Below are 19,139 nucleotides of genomic sequence, written 5' to 3'. Positions count from 1 at the left end.
TCAACGAAGCGTTGCACGCTCCGCCGGCCGTCTCAACGGACCCGGCCCTCGCTGGTGTCAGTTTGCCCCGGCATCGAGTTCGGCAAGCGTCTGCGCCGCGGCTTGCCGGGCGGCTGAGTCGACATTCGCCGCGCCTGAGGATTTGGCGAATGCGATGATCGCCGAGCGGGCACCCTCGCCGCAACCGTCGTCGCCGCCATCGGCGATCTTCAATGTTTCAATCGCCTTGAGCACGGAATCGCAGGCGCCGGGTGCGAAGATCATCTGCTGCATGATCGCGCCCAGCGTCAGCGGATCGCGCAACCTTTCGTCGTCGCGGACCGCGTTGACCAGCGCCGCGCCGAACTGGTCGATAGTGCCCTCGTCCATCATCGCGGTGACATCGAAGATGAACTCGAAGTCCGGCTTCTCGACGCCCTCCGGGCGCGTAACGAGGATATCGAGCCCGTAACGGGTCACCTCCGCCGGCGAGACCCCCTGTCGGATGGCGCCCGATTGGTGATAGTTGCGCACCAGCACCCAGCGGGCCGGCAGGTCGCCGTAGGCGGCAAGCGCGTTGATCTGGGCGATCACCGCCGTCCGTTCGGCGTCGGTCATCTTCTTTTTCATCGCCGCCGTGAACACCCGGTCACGGACCCGGTCGACAAGCTCCATCGGAAGCGGGCCAGCGGCGACAGGCGCGGTGGTGCCGCCCGCATCGGACGGGTCGACATCGGGAAGCGGCCCCATGGCGTCCACCCAGTCGGCGAGGGCCTGGCGAACGTCCGGACCGAAATTGCCGTCCGGCGTCCCGGAAAAGAATTCGGCCGCCTTGAGCTGCCGCTCGATCTCGATCCGGATCGCGTCGGGGATCACTCGGATCAGCGGCACCAGCTTCTCCTCGGCGAGCCCGGCCGGCGCGACGCGGAAGGCGTCCATCACCGCGCTCGCCATGGGAGAGGTTCCGGCGTCCATGGCGCGGCCGCCGCTGAACATGCCCATCAACTGCACCGGCCCCGACGACGTCACGAATCCGGCGCCGCTGTTGTTGTAGAGCGCGACCCGCTCGGTCACGCCCTCGCGGAGCGTCATCAGCTTGTCGAAGCTGTCGAAGACGAAGGCGTTGGCGAGCTTCTCGCGCGCCGCTAGCGCGCCGCGCGCCGCGGCCTCCCGCCACCAGCGCAGGCGCTCGCGGTGGTTCTCGGCGATCCCGAGGCCATCGCCGTAGGCATCGCCGACCAGGATCATCGCCGCGACGTCGCCACGCTCCGCAGCATCGAGCAGCGCCTTGGTCGCCGCGGCGTCATCCTGCGGGAACACCACGCCGACGCGCTGAAGCCTTCCCTTGACGCGATAGGCCGATGCCATGCCGTCGGCGATACCGGCCTCGACGACGGCGCGCGCCTCCTCGTCCGGCATCGCGTCGCCGCGGGGCCGCGGGTTGAAGCTCGACGTTCCAAGGTCGCCAAATTGCGTCTCGACCAGCATCAGGGCCGCCTCGCGATCGCCGGCCGCGGCGAGCCGGGCAAGGATCGCCCGCGCACCGGAATCGTCATTGCCGAAATCGGGATGGTTGGAGAATTTCAGCCGGACCAGGGCCATCGCCGCGCCGGGTTCGCCGACCTCCGCCGCCATCGCCAGTCTGGTCTCGTAGCGTGTCGCGCCGTCGATCATAACGTCGTAGTCGGTGAACAGCGCCGCCGCCCGGACCAGCGACTCGATATAGCCCGCCGCGAGCAGGCGCGCCGCCTCGCGGGGTCGGCGGCCGGTATAGCGGTTGTCGAGATAGAGGCCGGCGAGAACCTCCTTGGCTCCGAAATCCTTCTGGCCGATCTCGCTGGTGAGCAGCGCGAGGGCGCGCTTGCCGTCGGCCGGACCGCCCTCGCCCTCGGCGAGCATGCCGGCGAGCACCGAGACTGCCGCGACCCTGCCCTCCGCGACAGCCTGCTCGGCCAGAGCGCGGGCCTGCGCCGCGTCCTGCACCGTGCCGCGCCCATAACGGAGTGCGGTGAGATAGGGAACGAGCATCGACTGGTCGCCGCTGTCGTAAATCTCCTTGACGATGGCGAAGCCCGCGGCACGCCGCTCGTCGTCGAAACCGCCGTCCATCACCAGAACCCAGCCCAGCGTCCATCGGCCACGCTCGCGGGCGGCCTCCTCGCCTTTGCCGGCGAAGTGTGGTCCCTGCCGCGGAAGGTTCATCAGACCCTCCGCGAAGTGCGCCGCGCGTGCCGGGTCGCGGAGGACGTTGGGCCCGAAACGGTATTCGCGGAGCGCCTGTTCGAGCGCATTCTGATGGCCCGCCTCGGCCGCGGCCGTCAGGGCGTGGATCGCTTCCGCGCGGGTGATGTCATTTTCCGCGGACGCCTGGCGTTCCCCATAGAGGATGTAGAGCAGGAACCGCGCCTCGGCGCTGCCGGTCGCGGCAAGGGCGCGAAGGTCCGGCACCATCTGCGGAATATCGATCCGCGCCGGAATCGCCGTCCGCAGGTACTGGAGCCGGAGCCGCTTCTTGTCCGGGGCACCGACCATCGCCTCTCGGCAGGTCGCGGCGCGCTTCTCGAAGACCTCCTGATCAAAAGGCACGAAGAGCTCGCTGAACTGTATCGGCGGCGCGGTGGCCTCGGGGTCGAGCGGCACCGCCGCTTCCTGGTCGCAGAGGTCGACCGCTGCCTGGATCCGCGCTTCCTTCTCGGCATCCGTTTCCGCAAAGGCGGGAGCCGCGATCAGAACCAGACTGACGAAAGCCGAAACCCGAGCGAGCCACGCCATCCTGCGCCTCCTGTGCCCAGACCCAGGCCGCAGGCTACACCGTTTCCGCGCATTGCATCAGTGAGGATGCTCACACCTCGGAACGCCGCTTCCGCCGCCGCCGGACTCGGCCTAATCTCGCGGTTCGCAGCAATTCCAGCACGGGAGGCCAATCAGATGTCCTATTCACGCGCCTGGGTGTCCTGCGTCGGTGCCCTGGCCCTGACCGCGCTGTCGGCCTGCTCCGGCGAATCCGGCGACTATGTGAAGGTCGGCGGCGGTGGCTTCATCTTCAACTACCGGATCGCCGAGGCGACGGCGGGCGTGATTGCCGAGCCCCAGCGCGCCCTGCCCGACGGCGGCAAGCTCGAGGCGACCTTCGACAACCCCGCCGGTGGGCCGCCGATCGTCATCGCCAAGGCGGTGACCCCGGATCGCAAGCGCTATTCCTTCACCACCCCGCCGCTCGCCGGCGTGGTGGCGGACAAGCCGTATCACGTGGTCGTCCGGGTATTCGATTCCGATGGCGAGGCGCTCCAGACCGTCGACTACCAGATCAAGTCGGATATCGATCAGACGGTGCTGCCGAAGAAGCCGCTCACCGTCGGGCCTGCCTACGACATCAACCCCGACAACCTCTCCCAGGAGTGAAGGCGGCGGCGGATGTGCTAGTGTCGCCCATAGTCCTGACCGGAGGGCCCGATGCCTGCGCCCCATGACGGCGGATGCGCCTGCGGCGCGCTGCGCTACCGCCTCTCGTCCGACCCGATGTTCGTCCATTGCTGCCATTGCCGCGACTGCCAGCGCCAGACCGGCACCGCCTTCGTCCTCAATGCGCTGATCGAGACGAACCGGATCGAGATGCTCTCGGGCGAGACGAAGGCCGACGCCATGCCGACCGACAGCGGCCGGCCGCACGACGTCTATCGCTGCGTCGCCTGCGGCACGGCGGTATGGAGCGACTATGGCCGGCGCCCGGGCCTCCGTTTCGTGCGCATCGGGACGCTCGACGACCCGGCGGCCGTGACGCCGGACGTGCATATCTACACGCGCTCGAAACTGCCGTGGGTCGCGCTTCCCGACGACGTCCCCGCCTTCGAGGCCTATTACAGCACGCGGGAGCTGTGGCCCGCCGAAAGCCTCGAACGGCGGGCCGCTGCCATTGGCGCCGGTCGCTAGACCTTCACCCAGACGGCGCCCTTCTTGCTCGACGCAACGGCTGCCTCGATGAACTGCATGCCGGCAAGGCCGTCCTCGACTGTCGGATAGACGACAGCCGGGTCGAGCTTCTTGCCGTCGCGATGGGCGCGGATCGCCCGGGCCGCCTCGGTGTAGATGTTGGCGAAGCCCTCGAGATAGCCCTCGGGATGCCCGGCCGGGACGCGGCTGACGCGGCCCGCCTCCGGCCCGGAACCGGCGCCGGCGCGGGTGATCAGCTGCGGCGGCTTGCCGAAGGCGGAGAACCACAGGTGGTTGGGGTGCTCCTGTTTCCAGACGAGACCACCCTTCGAGCCGTAGACGCGCAGCATGGCGCCATTCTCATGACCGACCGCGACCTGGCTCGCCCACAGCATCCCCTTGGCGCCGCCCTTCCAGCGCAGGAGGATGTTGTCGTTGTCGTCGAGCTTGCGTCCCTTGACGAAGGCGGTGAGGTCCGCGCACAGCGAGTCGAGCTTCAGCCCGGTGACGAAGCTGGCGAGGTTATAGGCGTGGGTGCCGATGTCGCCGATCGAGCCGCCGGCCCCGGACTGCCTGGGGTCGGTCCGCCACTTGGCCTGCTTGTTGGCGGTGGCCTCGGCCTTCTCGGTCAGCCAGTCCTGCGCATACTCGGCCTGGACGACGCGGATGTCGCCGAGCTTGCCCGCGGCGACCATGGCGCGGGCCTGCCGGACCATGGGATAGCCGGTGTAGTTGTGGGTCAGAACGAAGACGAGGCCCGACTTCTTGACGAGCTGGACGAGCTCCTTCGCCTCCTTGACCGTCGTCGTCATCGGCTTGTCGCAGATGACGTTGATGCCGGCCTTGAGGAAGGCCTTGGCGACAGGCCCGTGCATGTGGTTCGGCGTCACGATCGCGACCGCCTCGATGCCGTCCGGGCGCTTGGCTTCCGCCTTCGCCATCTCCTCGTAGGAGCCGTAGGAACGGTCGGGATCGAGCCCGAGCTCCTTCGCCGAGGCGAGCGCCCTGGCCTTGTTCGAGGAGAGTGCCCCGGCGACCAGGTCGTAGTGATCGTCCATCCGCGCGGCGAGACGGTGCACGGCGCCGATGAAGGCCCCCTGCCCGCCGCCGACCATTCCGAGCCTTATGCGGCCGCCCTCGACCTTGTCGCTGCGTCCCTCAACCATTTCTCTCGTCTCCCTGTCTGTGCGTCCTTCGAGGCTCGCTGCGCTCGCACCTCGGGGTGGCGACGGGATTGTTCCCGCCGAACCCGGGCGGCCGTTGAGCCTTACTCCATTCCCGCCATCCTGAGGTGCACGGCCGCAAGGCGGCCGGGCCTCGAAGGACGCAGATCGACGCCACTCGAGCGACGACCCGCGCCCAGGATGGTCAGATCCCCAGCATCTTCCTGTTGGCCTTGCGGTCGGTGCCCGCGTCGGCGAAATCGTCGAAGGCCCGCTCCGTCACCTTGATGATATGCGCCTTGATGAACTCGGCGCCCTCCCGCGCACCCTCTTCCGGGTGCTTCAGCGCGCATTCCCATTCCAGCACCGCCCAGCTGTCATAGTCGTACTGGGCGAGCTTGGAAAAGATGCCGGCGAAATCCACCTGCCCGTCGCCGAGCGAGCGGAAGCGGCCGGCGCGGTTCACCCATGACTGGAAGCCGCCATAGACGCCCTGTTTGCCGGTCGGGTTGAACTCGGCATCCTTGACGTGGAAGGCCACGATCCGCTCGTGGTAGATGTCGATGAATTCGAGATAGTCGAGGCACTGCAGCGCGAAATGCGACGGGTCGTAGTTGATCCCGCAGCGGGGATGGTTGTCGACCCGGTCGAGCAGCATCTCGAAGGTCTCGCCGTCGAAGACGTCCTCTCCCGGATGCAGCTCGAAGCCGATGTCGACGCCCTGCGCGTCGCAGGCATCGAAGATCGGCCGCCACCGCTTGGCCAATTCGTCGAAGCCCTCCTCGATCAGTCCCGGCGGACGCTGCGGCCAGGGATAGATGAAAGGCCAGCAAAAGGCGCCGGTGAAGGAGACCTGGGTGTCGAGGCCGAGGTTGCGGCAGGCCTTCGCCCCAAGCTTCATCTGGTTGATCGCCCACTTGGTCCGCTCCTTGGGATTGCCCCGGACTTCCGGCGCGGCGAAGGCGTCGAAGGCGTCGTCATAGAGCGGATTGACCGCGACCAGCTGCCCCTGCAGGTGGGTGGAGAGTTCGGTGATCTCCAGCCCGTGCTCCTCGACGATACCCTTGACATCGGCGCAATAAGCCTTGCTCGACGCGGCCTTCTTGAGGTCGAAGAGGCGTCCGTCCCAGCTCGGAATCTGGATGCCCTTGTAGCCGTGTCCGGCCGCCCAGGCGGCCATCCCGTCCAGCGAGTTGAACGGCGCGTCGTCGCCCGCGAACTGGGCGAGGAAGATCGCCGGTCCCTTCATCGTCTTCATCGTTTCTTCCCTTTCTGGTCCCGCGTCGCGCCTAGAGGTAATCGTTGAGCAGGCGCTCGAGATATTCCTGCTTGCCGCTCTTGGGCTGCGGCTCGACGCCCTTCTTCAGCACAGACGCGGACAGGTCGTCCAGTGACCGCTTGCCGGCGAGGATCGCCTTGCCCTCGCGCGTATCCCAGCCGGAATAGCGCTCGGCGACGAAGTCGGCGAGCGCGCCGTCGTCGATCATCTTCTCGGCGATCAGCAATCCGCGGGCGCAGGCATCCATCGAGGCGGCATGGGCGATGAGCAAGTCGTCCGGTTCGATCGACTGGCGGCGCACCTTGGCGTCGAAGTTGAAGCCGCCGGTGCCCAGCCCGCCGGCCTTGAAGATGGTGTAGCAGGCGAGCGCCATCTCCGGGATGTTCATCGCGAACTGGTCGGTGTCCCAGCCGAGCAGGTAGTCGCCGCGGTTGATGTCGATCGACCCGAGGATGCCGAGGCCCGCGGCAAGCGCCAGCTCGTGCTCGAAGGTGTGGCCGGCGAGGATCGCGTGGTTCTGCTCGATGTTGATCTTGACCTGGTCCTCGAGGTTGAAGGCCTTCAGCATGCCGAAGATGCTCGCCACGTCGTAGTCGTATTGGTGCTTGGTCGGCTCCTTCGGCTTCGGCTCGATCAGGATCGTGCCCTTGAAGCCGATCTTGTTCTTGTGCTCGACGACCATCGTCAGGAAGCGGCCGAGCTGGTCGAGCTCCCGCTTGATGTCGGTGTTGAGCAGCGTCTCATAGCCCTCGCGGCCGCCCCACAATACGTAGTTCTCGCCTCCGAGCTCGTGGGTGAGTTCCAGCACATTCTTCACCTGCGCGGCGGCATAGGCGAAGACCTCCGGATCGGGATTGGTCGCCGCGCCCGCCATGAAGCGCCGGTTGGAGAAGAGGTTGGCGGTGCCCCACAGGAGCCGCACCTTGGCTTTCTCCATCTTCCTGGCGAAGACCTCGCCTATCGCGCGGACATTCTTGTTGGATTCGGCGAGCGTCGCTCCCTCCGGCGCGATGTCGCGATCGTGGAAGCTGAAGAAGGGTACGCCGAGAAGCTCGAACATCTCGAAGGCGGCATCCGCCTTCATCCGCGCATTCTCCATCGTATCGGCGGCCTGCCACGGACGCATGAAGGTGTCGCCGCCGAACGGATCGGTTCCCGTCCAGCAGAAGGAATGCCAATAGCAGACCGCGAAGCGGAGCTGGTCCTCCATCCGCTTGCCCAGCACCATGCGGTCGGGATCGTAATAGCGGTAGGTCAGTCCCTTGGACTTGCCCTTCTTGTATTTGATCGGCTGTTTCTGCGTGAAATAGGGAGCATTCATCGGGACATCGCCTCCTTGATGGCGGGGTAAAGGTCACAGTAGGTGGCATGCGCGGCGCCGTAGGCCTCGGCCAGCCCGGCGATCGGCTCGATCGTCTCGCGGATCGCCGGCGGCGCGCAGATTTCGAACGGGTCGGCATCCTCGGCGGCAAGCAGGCCAAGCCGGGCCGCCCCGAAGGCAGCGCCGAAGTCGCCGTCCTCGGGAACCGCGATCGGCAGGCCGAGGATCGTCGCGATGGTCGCCAGCCAATAGCGCGAGCGGCTGCCGCCGCCGACGGCCAGCAGCCGCTTCGGCGGTGCCAGCGGCATGGTCAGGACGTCGAGACAATCCTTGAAGGCAAAGCCGACGCCCTCCAGGACCGCCTGGGTCATCGCCTTGCGGTCGTCCGCCTGGTCGAGGCCGACGAAGGCGCCGCGGATGGCAACGTCGTTATGCGGAGTCCGCTCGCCGGAGAGATACGGCAGGAAGCGGATCGACGACGGCCCGCTCGGCCGGTCTCCCAGCGCATCGACGAGGTCTCCCGGCGACGCCTGGAGGATGCCGGCCAGCCAGTCGAGGCAGGCGGCCGAGGACAGCGACACGCCCATCTGGTGCCAGGTGCGGGGAACCGCGTGGCAGAAGGCATGCACGGCGCCGGCGGGGTTGCTGCGATAGCGGTCGGCGGTGACGAAGATGACGCCCGAGGTGCCGATCGAGACGAAGCCGGTGCCGGGCGCCACGGCCCCGACGCCGCAGCCCGAGGCGGCATTGTCGCCGCCGCCACCGGCAACGACCACGTCGGCGGACATCCCCCAGCGGCTGGCGAGGTCGGCCTTGAGCTTGCCCGTGGCCTCGCTGCCTTCGAACAGCTCCGGCATCTGCGACCGGTCCATGCCGGTCACTGAAAGCATCTCGTCCGACCACGCCCGCTCGGCCGTGTCGAGCCAGAGCGTGCCGGCGGAATCCGACATGTCGCTCGCCTTGTCGCCGGTCAGCTTGAGGCGGACATAATCCTTCGGCAGAAGCACGGTGCGGACCCTGGCGAAGATGTCGGGCTCGTGCCGCTTCACCCACATCAGCTTCGGCGCGGTGAAGCCCGGCATCGCGATGTTGCCGGTGATCCGCTCGCTGACCTCGCTGATCTCGGCGGCTTCCTCGGCCGAGCGGCCGTCATTCCACAGGATGCAGGGGCGCAGCACCTGGTCGGCCTCGTCGAGAAGCGTCGCGCCGTGCATCTGGCCGGAAAGGCCGATCCCCTTGACCGCCGTCATCTCGGCGCGGTGGTCGCTCGCCAGCCCGTCGAGCACGGCCTCGCAGGCCTGCCACCAGCTGTCGGGATCCTGCTCGGACCAGCCGGAATGTGGACGCGAAACCTCGAGCGACACCGAGCGGCTGCCGATGATGCGCTGTCCCTCGTCCATCAGCACCGCCTTCAGAGAAGACGTTCCGATGTCGATACCCAGATACATGCCTTGGTCTCCTCCCCTTCGCCAGCGCCCTCAAGGAACGTTGTCGCGCATGAAAATGTCGATCCGTATCCGCTCCTGGCCCGCGTCGATCGGCATACCCTCCCGCTCCGCGACCAGCAGGCGGGTGGCGCTGCGTCCTTCGTGTCCGGGGTCCTGGTTGATGATCGCGTCGATCGTGCCGCGGATCAGGTGACGCCGCGAAAAGGCGGTCAGCTCATGCGCGACGAAGATCACGTCGCGGGCGCGCCCGCTCGCCTCGAGCGCCGCGACGATCCCCCCGTTGCCGGCCCCGACATTGTAGATGCCGACCAGGTCGTCATGTTCCCTCAGCAGGCCGGTGGCGAGTTCCTCGACGCGATCATCCTTGTCGCGCCCCTCCCGGATCGGCAGCAGGGTAAGCGCCGGGAAGTCGCGGGTGATCACCTGCTCGAAGCCGAATTGCCGCTCGACATGGTCGCGCAGCGCCATCGATCCGGCGATCAGCCCGACCTTGCCCTGCCGGCCGCCGAGGAAGCGGCCGAGCAAGGTGCCCGCCGTCCGTCCCGCCGCCGAATTGTCGATGCCGACGTAGTGCGCGCGCCTCGAGCGTGGCGCGTCGGAGACCAGTGTCACCACCGTCACGCCGGATTCCGTCAAATCGTCGATCGCCTCGCAGACCGCCGGGTGGTCGAGCGCCACCACCGCGACACCGTCGGCGTGGCCCTTCAGCTTCTCCAGCGAGGCGGCCAGCGCGTCACCGTCGAAGACGTCGGCATGGGAGACGCTGATCCGCACCCGCTCGCCGGCGACATATTCGGCGGTCGCGCGCAGGCGTTCCTCCAACAACTGCATGAAGGCGTTGGTGCCGGTCGGCAGGATGAATTCGAAACGATGGTCGCGTCCCCGGGCAAGGCGCGCCGCAAGGCGGTCCGGCCGATAGTTCAGCCGCTCGATCGCCCGCTGCACCCGCTCGGCCGTGTCGGCATGCACGCCAGGTCGACGATTGAGCACGCGGTCGACCGTGGCCAGGCTGACGCCGGCGGTCTTCGCCACGTCCTGAAGTGTCGTGCGCGACAATGACTTGCCTCCCTCATATTCTGATATCGCGCGCCAGAAAGGAAAGCAATTCCATGCGGTCGGCTCGCGAGGGGCGTACGTCATATCTGCCCCCGGCTCGCCTCGATCCGGACATTTCGCAGCAAGGCGTGGCATCCTGCGGCCAAAACTTCTAGAAGAGCCCGATCCCCGGCCGGCCGATCGCCCGCCTTCCCCCCGAAACGGTAGATTTCTCCCGATGAAGACCGAGACAACGCCTGTCCGCCTCAGCGAGTATCAGCCCCCCGCCTTCGCGATCGACACCGTCACCCTCGACCTTGCGCTCGACCCAACCCAGACCCGGGTTTCGGCGCGGCTGGAGATGCGTCCTCTCGAACCGGGTGCGCCACTGGTCCTTGATGGCGACGAGTTGTCGCTGGTCTCCGTTGCGATCAATGGCAGCCCGCTTGCCGACGGCGCCTATGAAGCATCGCCGGACCGGTTGACCATCAAGGCGCCGCCCTCCGATCCCTTCGTGCTGGAAACCGTCACCGAGATCAGCCCCTCAACCAACACGGCGCTGATGGGGCTCTATCTCTCGAACGGCAACTACTGCACCCAGTGCGAGGCGGAAGGCTTCCGCCGCATCACCTATTTCCTCGACCGGCCGGACGTGCTCGCCGTCTACACGACCCGTCTCGAAGCGCCGAAGAGCGTACCGGTCCTGCTCTCCAACGGCAACCGCGTCGATACCGGCGATATCCCCGACAGCGACCACCATTTCGCCGTCTGGCACGACCCTTTCCCCAAGCCGTCATACCTTTTCGCCGCGGTTGCCGGCGACCTCGCGCTGGTCGCCGATAGCTTCACCACCATGTCCGGCCGGGAGGTGACCCTCCACATCTATTGCGAGCACGGCAAGGAAGAGCGCTGCGCCTATGCGATGGATGCGCTCAAGCGGTCGATGCGCTGGGACGAGACCGCCTATGGCCGCGAATATGATCTCGACATCTTCATGATCGTCGCCGTCTCGGACTTCAACATGGGGGCGATGGAGAACAAGGGCCTCAACGTCTTCAACGACAAATACGTGCTGGCCGATGCCGACACCGCCACCGATACCGACTATGCCGGCATCGAGACGGTCATCGCCCACGAGTATTTCCACAACTGGACCGGCGACCGCATCACCTGCCGCGACTGGTTCCAGCTCTGCCTGAAGGAAGGCCTCACCGTCTTCCGCGACCAGGAATTTTCCTCCGACGAGCGCTCGCGCGGGGTCAAGCGGATCGCCGACGTCCGCACCCTGCTGGCGCGCCAGTTCCCCGAGGATGCCGGCCCCCTCGCCCATCCGGTCCGGCCCGAAGTCTACAGCGAGATCAATAACTTCTACACGGCGACGGTATACGACAAGGGCGCCGAGGTGATCCGCATGCTGAAGGCCCTGCTCGGCGACGAGGGCTTCCGCGCCGGCATGGACCTCTATTTCGACCGCCATGACGGACAGGCTGTCACCATTGAGGATTTCCTCGCCTGCTTCGCCGACGCCACGGGCACGGACCTGGCGCAATTCAAGCTCTGGTACGCGCAGGCCGGGACGCCGGAGGTCACGGCCGAAGGCCGCTACGATGCCGGCGATCGCACCTACACGCTCTCGCTGAAGCAGTCCTGTCCGCCGACGCCTGGACAGCCCGTCAAGCAGCCGATGCATATCCCGGTCCGCTTCGGGCTGGTCGGGCCGAATGGCGGCGACCTCGCCTTCGCCTCGGTCTCGGGCGGCGCCGTCGAGGCCGACGTGATCCATCTGACCGCGGCCGAGCAGACGCTCGTCTTCGCGGGCGTGTCGTCGCCGCCGGTGCCGTCCCTGCTGCGCGGCTTCTCGGCACCGGTCAAGCTGGCGACCGGCCTCTCCCCGGACGACCTCCTGTTCCTGATGCGGACCGACGCGGACGACTTCAATCGCTGGCGCGCATCGCAGCAGATCGCCATCGCGATGCTTTCCGCCGAGACCGCGGCCGTGCGGAGCGGCCAGGCCAGCGAGCTCGACGGGGCCTTTGCCGAAGCGCTTGCCGAGGTCGCCGAGAATGACGACCTGGAGCCGGCCTTCCGCGCCCAGATCCTCCAGCTGCCCGGCGAGGCCGACATCGCCCGCGAGATCGGCGCCGATATCGACCCGGACGCGATCGCCACCGCCCGCAAGCGCCTTGTCGCGATGATCGCCGAGCGGATCGGCGATCGCCTCGCTGGCGTCGCCGACGGCATGTCCGGCGCCGGCGACTACAGCCCGGATGCGGCGTCCGCCGGCCGCCGCGCGCTGGCCAATGCCGCCCTCGGGCTGTCGGTCGGCGACGGCTCGCGGGATGCCATCGACCGGGTGGTCACCCGCTATGAGGCCGCCGACAACATGACCGATCGGCTCGCCGCCCTTTCGATCCTCGCCGCCAACGCCTTCGACGAGCGGCTCGCGGCGCTCGACGCCTTCTACGCGCGCTATCGCAACGATCCGCTGGTGCTCGACAAATGGCTGACCATGGAGGCGATCGTGCCGGCCGAGGCGACCCTCGGCCGGGTCAGGGAGCTGACCGGCCATGCCGCCTTCTCGATGACCAATCCGAACCGCATCCGCGCCCTGGTCGGAGGCTTCGCCGGCGGCAACCAGACCCAGTTCAACCGGGCCGATGGCGCCGGCTTCGATTTCGTCGCCGACTTCATTCTCGCCCTCGACGGGCGCAACCCGCAGACAGCCGCGCGCCTGCTGGTCACCTTCCGCTCGTGGAAGGCACTCGAGGCGGGTCGGCGCGCGCGCGCGGAAAAGGCCCTGCAGCGCATTGCCGCGAGCGACGATCTCTCCTCGGATACCCGCGACATCGTCACCCGCACACTCGCCTGAGCCGCTCCCACCGCCGCGTCGCCGCGACGAACCGGCCCTTCGACCCGACCAAAATGCCGACGGTCTCCAACTCGTAAATTTTTAATTAAATGCTCTGGACATGGCGATTCGCCTCGATTCAAATGAAGTGATTCGGGGCGTGGCGTACTCCGAAGCCAAGTAGACACAAATCGAGGGGGCCTCGCATGGCGCGGGCAGAGGCAGTCGAGCCGTCTGTCGCGAAGCGATCGACTTTGGCCGGGATCAGGCTCCCCAAGCGGGCTGCCATTTCCGGGCATGCAAGGCTCCTCGCCCATCCGGCATACGAGAAACTGCTCTCCGCCGAGCCGCTGCTGCGCCGGCTCATCCCGATCCTCATCGTCATCTTCCTGATGATCGTCGGGGCCGCGCGTTTCGTTGAGCTCTATCAGCACAAGGCGCAGCGCGAATTCGACGCGCGCGAGACGATGGGGCTTATCGCCTCGGTGCTTTCCAGCGCGCTCGACAAGGCCCATCCGGCAGGCGAGCCGGTTGGCACCGACGCGATCCGGGCGACGCTCTCCGCCACCCTGCCGCCGAGCGCCACCCATAGCGGCCGCCGCATCTACGTCACCGACCAGGACGGGATGATCGTCGCGACCGCGCCCCGCGATACCGAAACCGAAGGCATGCCGCTCGTCCGGATCCTCGGTGAAGCCCAGCCGTTGACCATCTTCGGCATTCGCGCCGGGGTGCTCGAGATCACGCTGGCCGACGGCACCTCGGCGCTGGCCACGGTCCACCATCTCGAAGGCGGAGTCGGCGATGTCGCGGTCGTCGCGCCGCTGGTCAGCGTCTATGACAGCTGGCGCGCCGATGTCTCGCTCAACGTCGCCATCTTCATGGGGACGAGCGCCATCCTGCTGGTCATCCTCTACGGCTATTTCGCCCAGGCGAGCCGCGCCGCCGAGGCCGATCAGATCTACTCCGAAACCCAGGCGCGGTCGGAGATGGCGCTGGCCCGAGGTCGCTGCGGGCTGTGGGACTGGGACCTTGCCAGCGGCCGGATGTTCTGGTCGCGGTCGATGTTCGAGATCATCGGCCTCGAGCCGCGCGACACGCTGATCGGCTTCGGCGAGGTAGCCAGCCTGATCCACCCCGACGACGGCGACCTGATGGCGCTCGCCGAGTCCCTCTACGAAGCCGGCGAGGCGACCGTCGACCAGATGTTCCGGATGCGCCATGCCGAGGGCCGCTGGATCTGGCTCCGCGCCCGCGCCGAGCTGGTCGATCGCGACAGCGGCGGGCCGCACCTGATCGGCATTGCCGTCGACGTCACCGAGCAGATGCGGCTGGTCGAGCGGTCGAAGACGGCCGACATCCGCCTCCGTGACGCCATCGAGACGATCTCGGAAGCCTTCGTCCTGTGGGACGCCGACAACCGCCTCGTCATGTGTAATTCGAAATACCAGCAGCTCCATGGCATGCCGGATTCGGCGCTGGCGCCCGGCACGCCCTATGCCGACGTCATCGCCGCCGGCCGCAAGCCGCTGGTCCGGGCCCAGGTCGTCGCCGATGGCCGGCCGGAGGAAGGCGCGCGAAGCTTCGAGCTCCAGCTCGAGGACGGCCGTTGGCTGCAGATCAACGAGCGCCGCACCAAGGACGGCGGCTTCGTCTCGGTCGGCACCGACATCACCCAGCTCAAGCGCCATGAGGCCAAGCTGATCGACGGCGAACGCCGGCTGATGGCGACCATCGCCGACCTCCGCCAGTCGCGCCAGAAGCTCGAGATGCAGGCGCAGCAGATGGTCGAGCTCGCCGAGAAATATGCGGAAGAGAAGAATCGCGCCGAGGACGCCAACCGCGCCAAGTCGGAATTCCTCGCCAATATCAGCCACGAGCTGCGCACGCCGCTCAACGCCATCATCGGCTTCTCGGAGGTCATGCAATCCGGCATGTTCGGCGACCTCGGCTCCCCGAAATACGGCGAATACTGCCGGGACATCAACCAGAGTGGCGCCTACCTGCTCGGCGTCATCGACGACATCCTCGACATGTCGCGGATCGAGGCCGGTCGGATGACCCTTTCCCTGGAGGACCTCGTCCTTGACGACCTCGTCGAGGAATCGATCCGTATCGTCCAGGCCCAGGCGGACGCGCGCAATATCAAGGTGGTGACCGACGTCGGCGAGAATCTCAGGATGCGCGGCGATCGAAAAGCCCTCAAGCAGATCATGCTGAACCTCCTGTCCAATGCGGTTAAATTCACGCTGGAGGGCGAAATCGCCATTCGCGCCCGCACCACCGCGACCGCCGTCACCTTCTCGGTCGAGGATACCGGCATCGGCATCCCCGCCGACGCGCTGGCAAAGCTCGGCCGCCCCTTCGAGCAGGTCAGCAACCAGTTCACCAAGAGCCACCAGGGCTCGGGGCTCGGCCTGGCCATCACCACGTCGCTCGCCGAGCTTCACGGCGGCGCGATCCGCATCCGCTCGCGCGAAGGCAGGGGCACCATCGTTTCGGTCAGGCTTCCCATCAATCCACCGGCCGAGCCGCGTCCGGCGGCGGCCTGATAGCTACTCGCTCGTCGCCTCGATTGTCTCGCAGGCGACCTTGAAGGCGCCGATCGCCTCGGCGCCACCACCTGGCAGCACCGCGTCGACGCCCGGCCCCTTCACGCGGGTTTCTTTCGCGGCAAGCATCAGGTCGAGGACGCCGGGAGACCAGCGGGCGACATATTCCCACTCGCCCCACATCTCGCCGAAATCGAGATCGGGAAAGTACTGGCTGAAGAACCGGTCCTCCGTCCCGTCGAAGACAAGCGTGAAGACCGGCGGCTCGTTGCCGGCGATCGCCTCGCCAAGGGCAACGTGGTCGAGGCCGCCGACCCGCATCGTCCAGTCGCGGTCGGTCGAGCAGTCCATGGAGAAGGGATAATAGGCTTCGGCCTCGTCGACTTCCGCCTCGTCGACGACCGCGAGGAAGGCGAAAGACGCGTCAGCGGAGAAGACGTGCCAGATGTCGGCGGCATTCGCCGGCAGCGGCACGAAGGTCGCCAGGGTCGCCAATCCCGCCAGTCCGCATAACCCGCGCATCACGAATTCCTCCCACCCGTCATCCATTCGCCCGCCGTCCGGGCGGCGGGCAATCATATTCGGGTTCAGGCTTCCCCGTCTCGCCTTTCGGCTGCCGGCGGCATCTCGCCGATCAGGCGCTCGAAGCAGGACCGCACCGCGACCTGGGTCTCCCGAACATCCTGGTCGAGCCGCCCGAAATCGGGCATCGCCGTCGCATTGGCCAACAGGTCGAGCATCCCGCGCGGCACCTTTTCGGGGTCGAAGGGCTCCTCGACGCAAAGCCGCAGGATCTGCATCAGCGCCTGGTAGAGGCGCAGCGCGCCGAGCAGAAGCTCGGCATCCCCGCGCGTCAGCAGCCTGGCCTTCGCCGACGCCACGAGCGACGCCTCGGTCTCGGTCGACAGGATGTCGGGATGCCGGGCGCCATGGATCAGTTGCAGATACTGGGCGATGAACTCGATGTCGACGAGGCCACCCGGCGCCTGCTTGAGGTCCCACGCGCCCTCGCCGCCCTTCTCCTCCTCGATCATGCCCCGCATCTCGAGGATGTCGGCCCGGGTCTTCTTCTGCTGGCGCTTCCGGGCCAGCACTTTTGCGATCTCCTCCTCCGCCCGCTTCATCAGGGGCTTGTCGCCGGCGATGACCCGTGCACGGGTCACGGCCATGTGCTCCCAGGTCCAGGCGTCCTTGGCCTGATAGGCGATGAAGGCGTCGATGTGGGTTGCGAGCGGTCCCGACTTTCCCGACGGACGCAGCCGGAAATCGACCTCGTAGAGCGTGCCCTCCGCCGTCGGCGCGGAAAGCGCGGCGAGCAGCCGCTGCGTCAGGCGCATGAAATACTGCGCCCCGGCGAGCGGCCTCTCGCCGGTCGATTCGAGCTTCTTGTCGTCGAAGTCGTAGAGAAGGATGAGATCGAGATCGGACGCGGCGGTCATCTCGCGACCGCCGAGCTTTCCCATCGCGATCACCGCGACCTGCCCCTTCGCCATCCTGCCATGGAGGGTTTCGAATTCACGGCGCGATGCGGCAAGCAATGCCGCCACCAGTACGTCGGCGAGATCGGCGAAGGCATGGCCGGCCCGGCCGGCATCGAGGGTTCCGGCGAGTACCCGCACGCTGATCAGGAAAGCCTGCTCCTGTCCGAAGATGCGGGCGCGATCGAGCGTGTCCTCATAGTCGGAGGCCTCACCCAGCGTCGCGGCGAGCCGTCCCTCGAGCTCCTTGCGCTCCGGCACACGGCCAAAGAAGGCCGGCTCGATCAGCGAGTCGAGCACATGCGCGCGCTGCACGACCGTCTCGGCCATGCGCGGCGCCGACGCCATCATCGTCGCAAGCAGGCCGAGGAGACCGGGATTGGAGGTGAGCAGCGCGAAGAGCTGCACGCCAGCCGGCAGTCGCGACAGGAAGCGATCGAAGGCGGCGAGCGCGGCATCGGCATTGTCGGTGGTCGCCAGCGTCTCGAGCAGCGCCGGCACGAACTCGGTCAGCCGCTCGCGCGCCGTCGCCGAGCGGGTCGCGGGATAGCGGCCATAATGCCAGGCGCGGATCGTGCGGCTCGCCTGCTCGGGATTGCCGTATCCAAGCCCTTCCAGCGTGGTCAGCGTATCGGGGTCGTCCTCGTCGCCGGTGAAGACCAGGCTGCCGAGCTTCGAGGTCAGCGAAGGCGCGGTCTCGAACAGCCCGGCATAGCGGTCGCGGACCCGGCGAAGCGTCACCGGCAGCCCCTTCTTGAAGGCCGCCAGGCTCTTCGCGCCCGCCATCCGCGCGACGATGTCGAGCTCCTCGTCGTCGAGCGGCAGGGTATGGGTCTGCTCGTCGTCGATCATCTGCAGGCAATGCTCGATCGCCCGCAATTCGCAATAGCTTCGCGACAGGTCGTCCCGCGTCGGCCCGTCGATCCAGCCACCCCCGGCGAGAATCGACAGCATCTCGAGGGTCGCCCGGCCGCGCAGCTCCGGATGGCGCCCGCCGGCGATCAGTTGCTGGGTCTGGACGAAGAACTCGATCTCGCGAATGCCGCCGCGGCCGAGCTTGATGTTGTGGCCGGCGACAGCGATATCCTCGTGGCCGCGGAAGTCGTGGATCTGGCGCTTGATCGAATGGATGTCGGCGATTGCCGCATAGTCGAGATACTTTCGCCAGATATAGGGCGTGAGCTCGCGGAGGAATTCCTCGCCCGCCGCCAGGTCGCCGCCGACCGGCCGCGCCTTGATCAGCGCTGCCCGCTCCCAGTTCTGGCCGAAGCTCTCGTAATACTGGAGCGCCGCCTCGGTCGACATCGCGATATTCGTGGCGCCCGGGTCGGGCCGGAGCCTCAGGTCGGTGCGGAAGACATAGCCGTCGGCCGTGTGCTCGCTGAGGATCTGGACGAGCTGTTTGGTCAGGCGGATATAGACCGAGGCCACCTCGTCGGGATCGTCCACCCTTGCGACGGCCATGTCGAACAGGACGATGAGGTCGATGTCGCTCGAATAGTTGAGCTCGCACGCCCCGAACTTGCCCATCCCGAGGATGATCCAGCCCGAGCCCACGTCCGGCCTATCCGGATCGGGCAGCGTGATCCTTCCGTCACGATGCAGGTCGGCAAGCAGGAAGCGCGCGGCCGCCGCGACCGCCGCGTCGGCGAAATCCGACAGCGCATGGAGAACCTCCGGGACGGTCCACACCCCGCCGAGATCGGCCAGCGCGATCGCCAGCGCGGCTTCCTGCCGGGACTGGCGAAGCCGCGCCATCAGCTCCGCCTTGTCGTCGAGCCGCCAGGCCTCCCTTGTCGCGGCGAGGCATCTGCCGAGCGCGGCGGAAGGCTCCTGCTGGAGGAGCGCGATCAGCCGCCCCGGTTCCGCGAGTATCAGTCCACGCAGGAACGGCGAATAGTCGAGCACGCTCGCGACGAAGTCGGCCAGGCCCCCATGCTTGTCGAACAGGTTCTTCAACCTGCCCCCGATGCCAGCTTCCTCCGCGGCTTCGGCGAGTTCGACAAGCTGCGCCCGTCGCGCCGCCGCCCTGGCCGGCCTCAGGCGCGGTGCGATCGTCTTGGCGAGGCTTCCGGTGCCCCGCTTCTTGCTCTTGGCTGGTGCCAT

The 19,139-nt window shown here is 67.2% G+C and carries 12 protein-coding genes; 4 read left to right on the top strand and 8 right to left on the bottom strand.

What is annotated here, in order from left to right; translation table 11 throughout:
• Positions 1–57: 57 nt before the first annotated feature.
• Positions 58–2,751 (bottom strand): hypothetical protein, encoded by a 2,694-nt coding sequence (locus KDJ86_RS00270; protein ID WP_291741326.1) that lies wholly within the window; start codon positions 2,749–2,751, stop codon positions 58–60.
• Between the two features lie 156 nt (positions 2,752–2,907).
• Between KDJ86_RS00270 and KDJ86_RS00265 the strand changes: the two genes are divergently transcribed.
• Positions 2,908–3,381, top strand: coding sequence for a hypothetical protein (locus tag KDJ86_RS00265; protein WP_291741324.1), 474 nt, complete (start codon positions 2,908–2,910; stop codon positions 3,379–3,381).
• Positions 3,382–3,432: 51 nt separating this feature from the next.
• Positions 3,433–3,909 carry a GFA family protein gene (locus KDJ86_RS00260; protein WP_291741322.1) on the top strand — a complete coding sequence of 159 codons (477 nt, stop codon included), beginning with the start codon at positions 3,433–3,435 and terminating at the stop codon, positions 3,907–3,909.
• On the opposite strand, the gene KDJ86_RS00255 is transcribed toward KDJ86_RS00260, so the two are convergent.
• The 5 genes from KDJ86_RS00255 to KDJ86_RS00235 all read right to left on the bottom strand — a co-directional run bounded on the left by KDJ86_RS00255 (position 3,906) and on the right by KDJ86_RS00235 (position 10,176).
• Entirely contained in the window at positions 3,906–5,075 is a 1,170-nt protein-coding gene (locus KDJ86_RS00255; protein ID WP_291741320.1) for a Gfo/Idh/MocA family protein, read from the bottom strand. The two genes, KDJ86_RS00260 and KDJ86_RS00255, sit on opposite strands and share 4 nt — an antisense overlap.
• 202 nt (positions 5,076–5,277) lie before the next feature.
• Positions 5,278–6,330 (bottom strand): sugar phosphate isomerase/epimerase family protein, encoded by a 1,053-nt coding sequence (locus tag KDJ86_RS00250; protein WP_291741317.1) that lies wholly within the window; start codon positions 6,328–6,330, stop codon positions 5,278–5,280.
• Between the two features lie 31 nt (positions 6,331–6,361).
• Positions 6,362–7,672 carry a xylose isomerase gene (gene xylA, locus KDJ86_RS00245; protein WP_291741315.1) on the bottom strand — a complete coding sequence of 437 codons (1,311 nt, stop codon included), beginning with the start codon at positions 7,670–7,672 and terminating at the stop codon, positions 6,362–6,364.
• A complete protein-coding gene (gene xylB, locus KDJ86_RS00240; RefSeq protein ID WP_291741313.1) occupies positions 7,669–9,120 on the bottom strand; it encodes a xylulokinase in 1,452 nt (483 codons plus the stop codon). Before xylB ends, xylA begins: the two co-directional genes overlap by 4 nt.
• Positions 9,121–9,150: 30 nt before the next feature.
• On the bottom strand, positions 9,151–10,176 hold the full coding sequence (locus KDJ86_RS00235; RefSeq protein ID WP_291741311.1) for a LacI family DNA-binding transcriptional regulator: 1,026 nt from the start codon (positions 10,174–10,176) through the stop codon (positions 9,151–9,153).
• A gap of 217 nt (positions 10,177–10,393) precedes the next feature.
• Between KDJ86_RS00235 and pepN the strand changes: the two genes are divergently transcribed.
• Both pepN and KDJ86_RS00225 read left to right on the top strand, forming a co-directional pair.
• The gene (gene pepN, locus KDJ86_RS00230; RefSeq protein ID WP_291741309.1) at positions 10,394–13,024 is read left to right on the top strand and encodes an aminopeptidase N; all 2,631 of its coding nucleotides are present in this window, start codon (positions 10,394–10,396) and stop codon (positions 13,022–13,024) included.
• Positions 13,025–13,209: 185 nt separating this feature from the next.
• A complete protein-coding gene (locus tag KDJ86_RS00225; protein ID WP_291741307.1) occupies positions 13,210–15,555 on the top strand; it encodes a PAS domain-containing sensor histidine kinase in 2,346 nt (781 codons plus the stop codon).
• 3 nt (positions 15,556–15,558) lie between these two features.
• Here KDJ86_RS00225 and KDJ86_RS00220 read toward each other — a convergent pair whose 3' ends face one another.
• On the bottom strand, positions 15,559–16,104 hold the full coding sequence (locus KDJ86_RS00220; protein ID WP_291741305.1) for a hypothetical protein: 546 nt from the start codon (positions 16,102–16,104) through the stop codon (positions 15,559–15,561).
• Between the two features lie 38 nt (positions 16,105–16,142).
• The gene (locus tag KDJ86_RS00215; RefSeq protein ID WP_291741303.1) at positions 16,143–19,139 is read right to left on the bottom strand and encodes a bifunctional [glutamine synthetase] adenylyltransferase/[glutamine synthetase]-adenylyl-L-tyrosine phosphorylase; all 2,997 of its coding nucleotides are present in this window, start codon (positions 19,137–19,139) and stop codon (positions 16,143–16,145) included.

The organism is Bauldia sp., from assembly GCF_020442045.1.
Taxonomy (GTDB): Bacteria; Pseudomonadota; Alphaproteobacteria; order Rhizobiales; family Kaistiaceae; genus Bauldia.
This window is presented reverse-complemented; position numbering and strand designations above follow the sequence as displayed.

Bases quoted from the DNA above. Each gene is read 5' to 3' on its own strand.
- KDJ86_RS00270 (WP_291741326.1), bottom strand. From the start codon at position 2,751: ATGGCGTGGCTCGCTCGGGTTTCGGCTTTCGTCAGTCTGGTTCTGATC.
- KDJ86_RS00225 (WP_291741307.1), top strand. From the start codon at position 13,210: ATGGCGCGGGCAGAGGCAGTCGAGCCGTCTGTCGCGAAGCGATCGACT.
- KDJ86_RS00255 (WP_291741320.1), bottom strand. From the start codon at position 5,075: ATGGTTGAGGGACGCAGCGACAAGGTCGAGGGCGGCCGCATAAGGCTC.
- KDJ86_RS00265 (WP_291741324.1), top strand. From the start codon at position 2,908: ATGTCCTATTCACGCGCCTGGGTGTCCTGCGTCGGTGCCCTGGCCCTG.
- xylA (WP_291741315.1), bottom strand. From the start codon at position 7,672: ATGAATGCTCCCTATTTCACGCAGAAACAGCCGATCAAATACAAGAAG.
- KDJ86_RS00260 (WP_291741322.1), top strand. From the start codon at position 3,433: ATGCCTGCGCCCCATGACGGCGGATGCGCCTGCGGCGCGCTGCGCTAC.
- KDJ86_RS00250 (WP_291741317.1), bottom strand. From the start codon at position 6,330: ATGAAGACGATGAAGGGACCGGCGATCTTCCTCGCCCAGTTCGCGGGC.
- KDJ86_RS00220 (WP_291741305.1), bottom strand. From the start codon at position 16,104: ATGGATGACGGGTGGGAGGAATTCGTGATGCGCGGGTTATGCGGACTG.
- pepN (WP_291741309.1), top strand. From the start codon at position 10,394: ATGAAGACCGAGACAACGCCTGTCCGCCTCAGCGAGTATCAGCCCCCC.
- KDJ86_RS00215 (WP_291741303.1), bottom strand. From the start codon at position 19,139: ATGGCACCAGCCAAGAGCAAGAAGCGGGGCACCGGAAGCCTCGCCAAG.
- xylB (WP_291741313.1), bottom strand. From the start codon at position 9,120: ATGTATCTGGGTATCGACATCGGAACGTCTTCTCTGAAGGCGGTGCTG.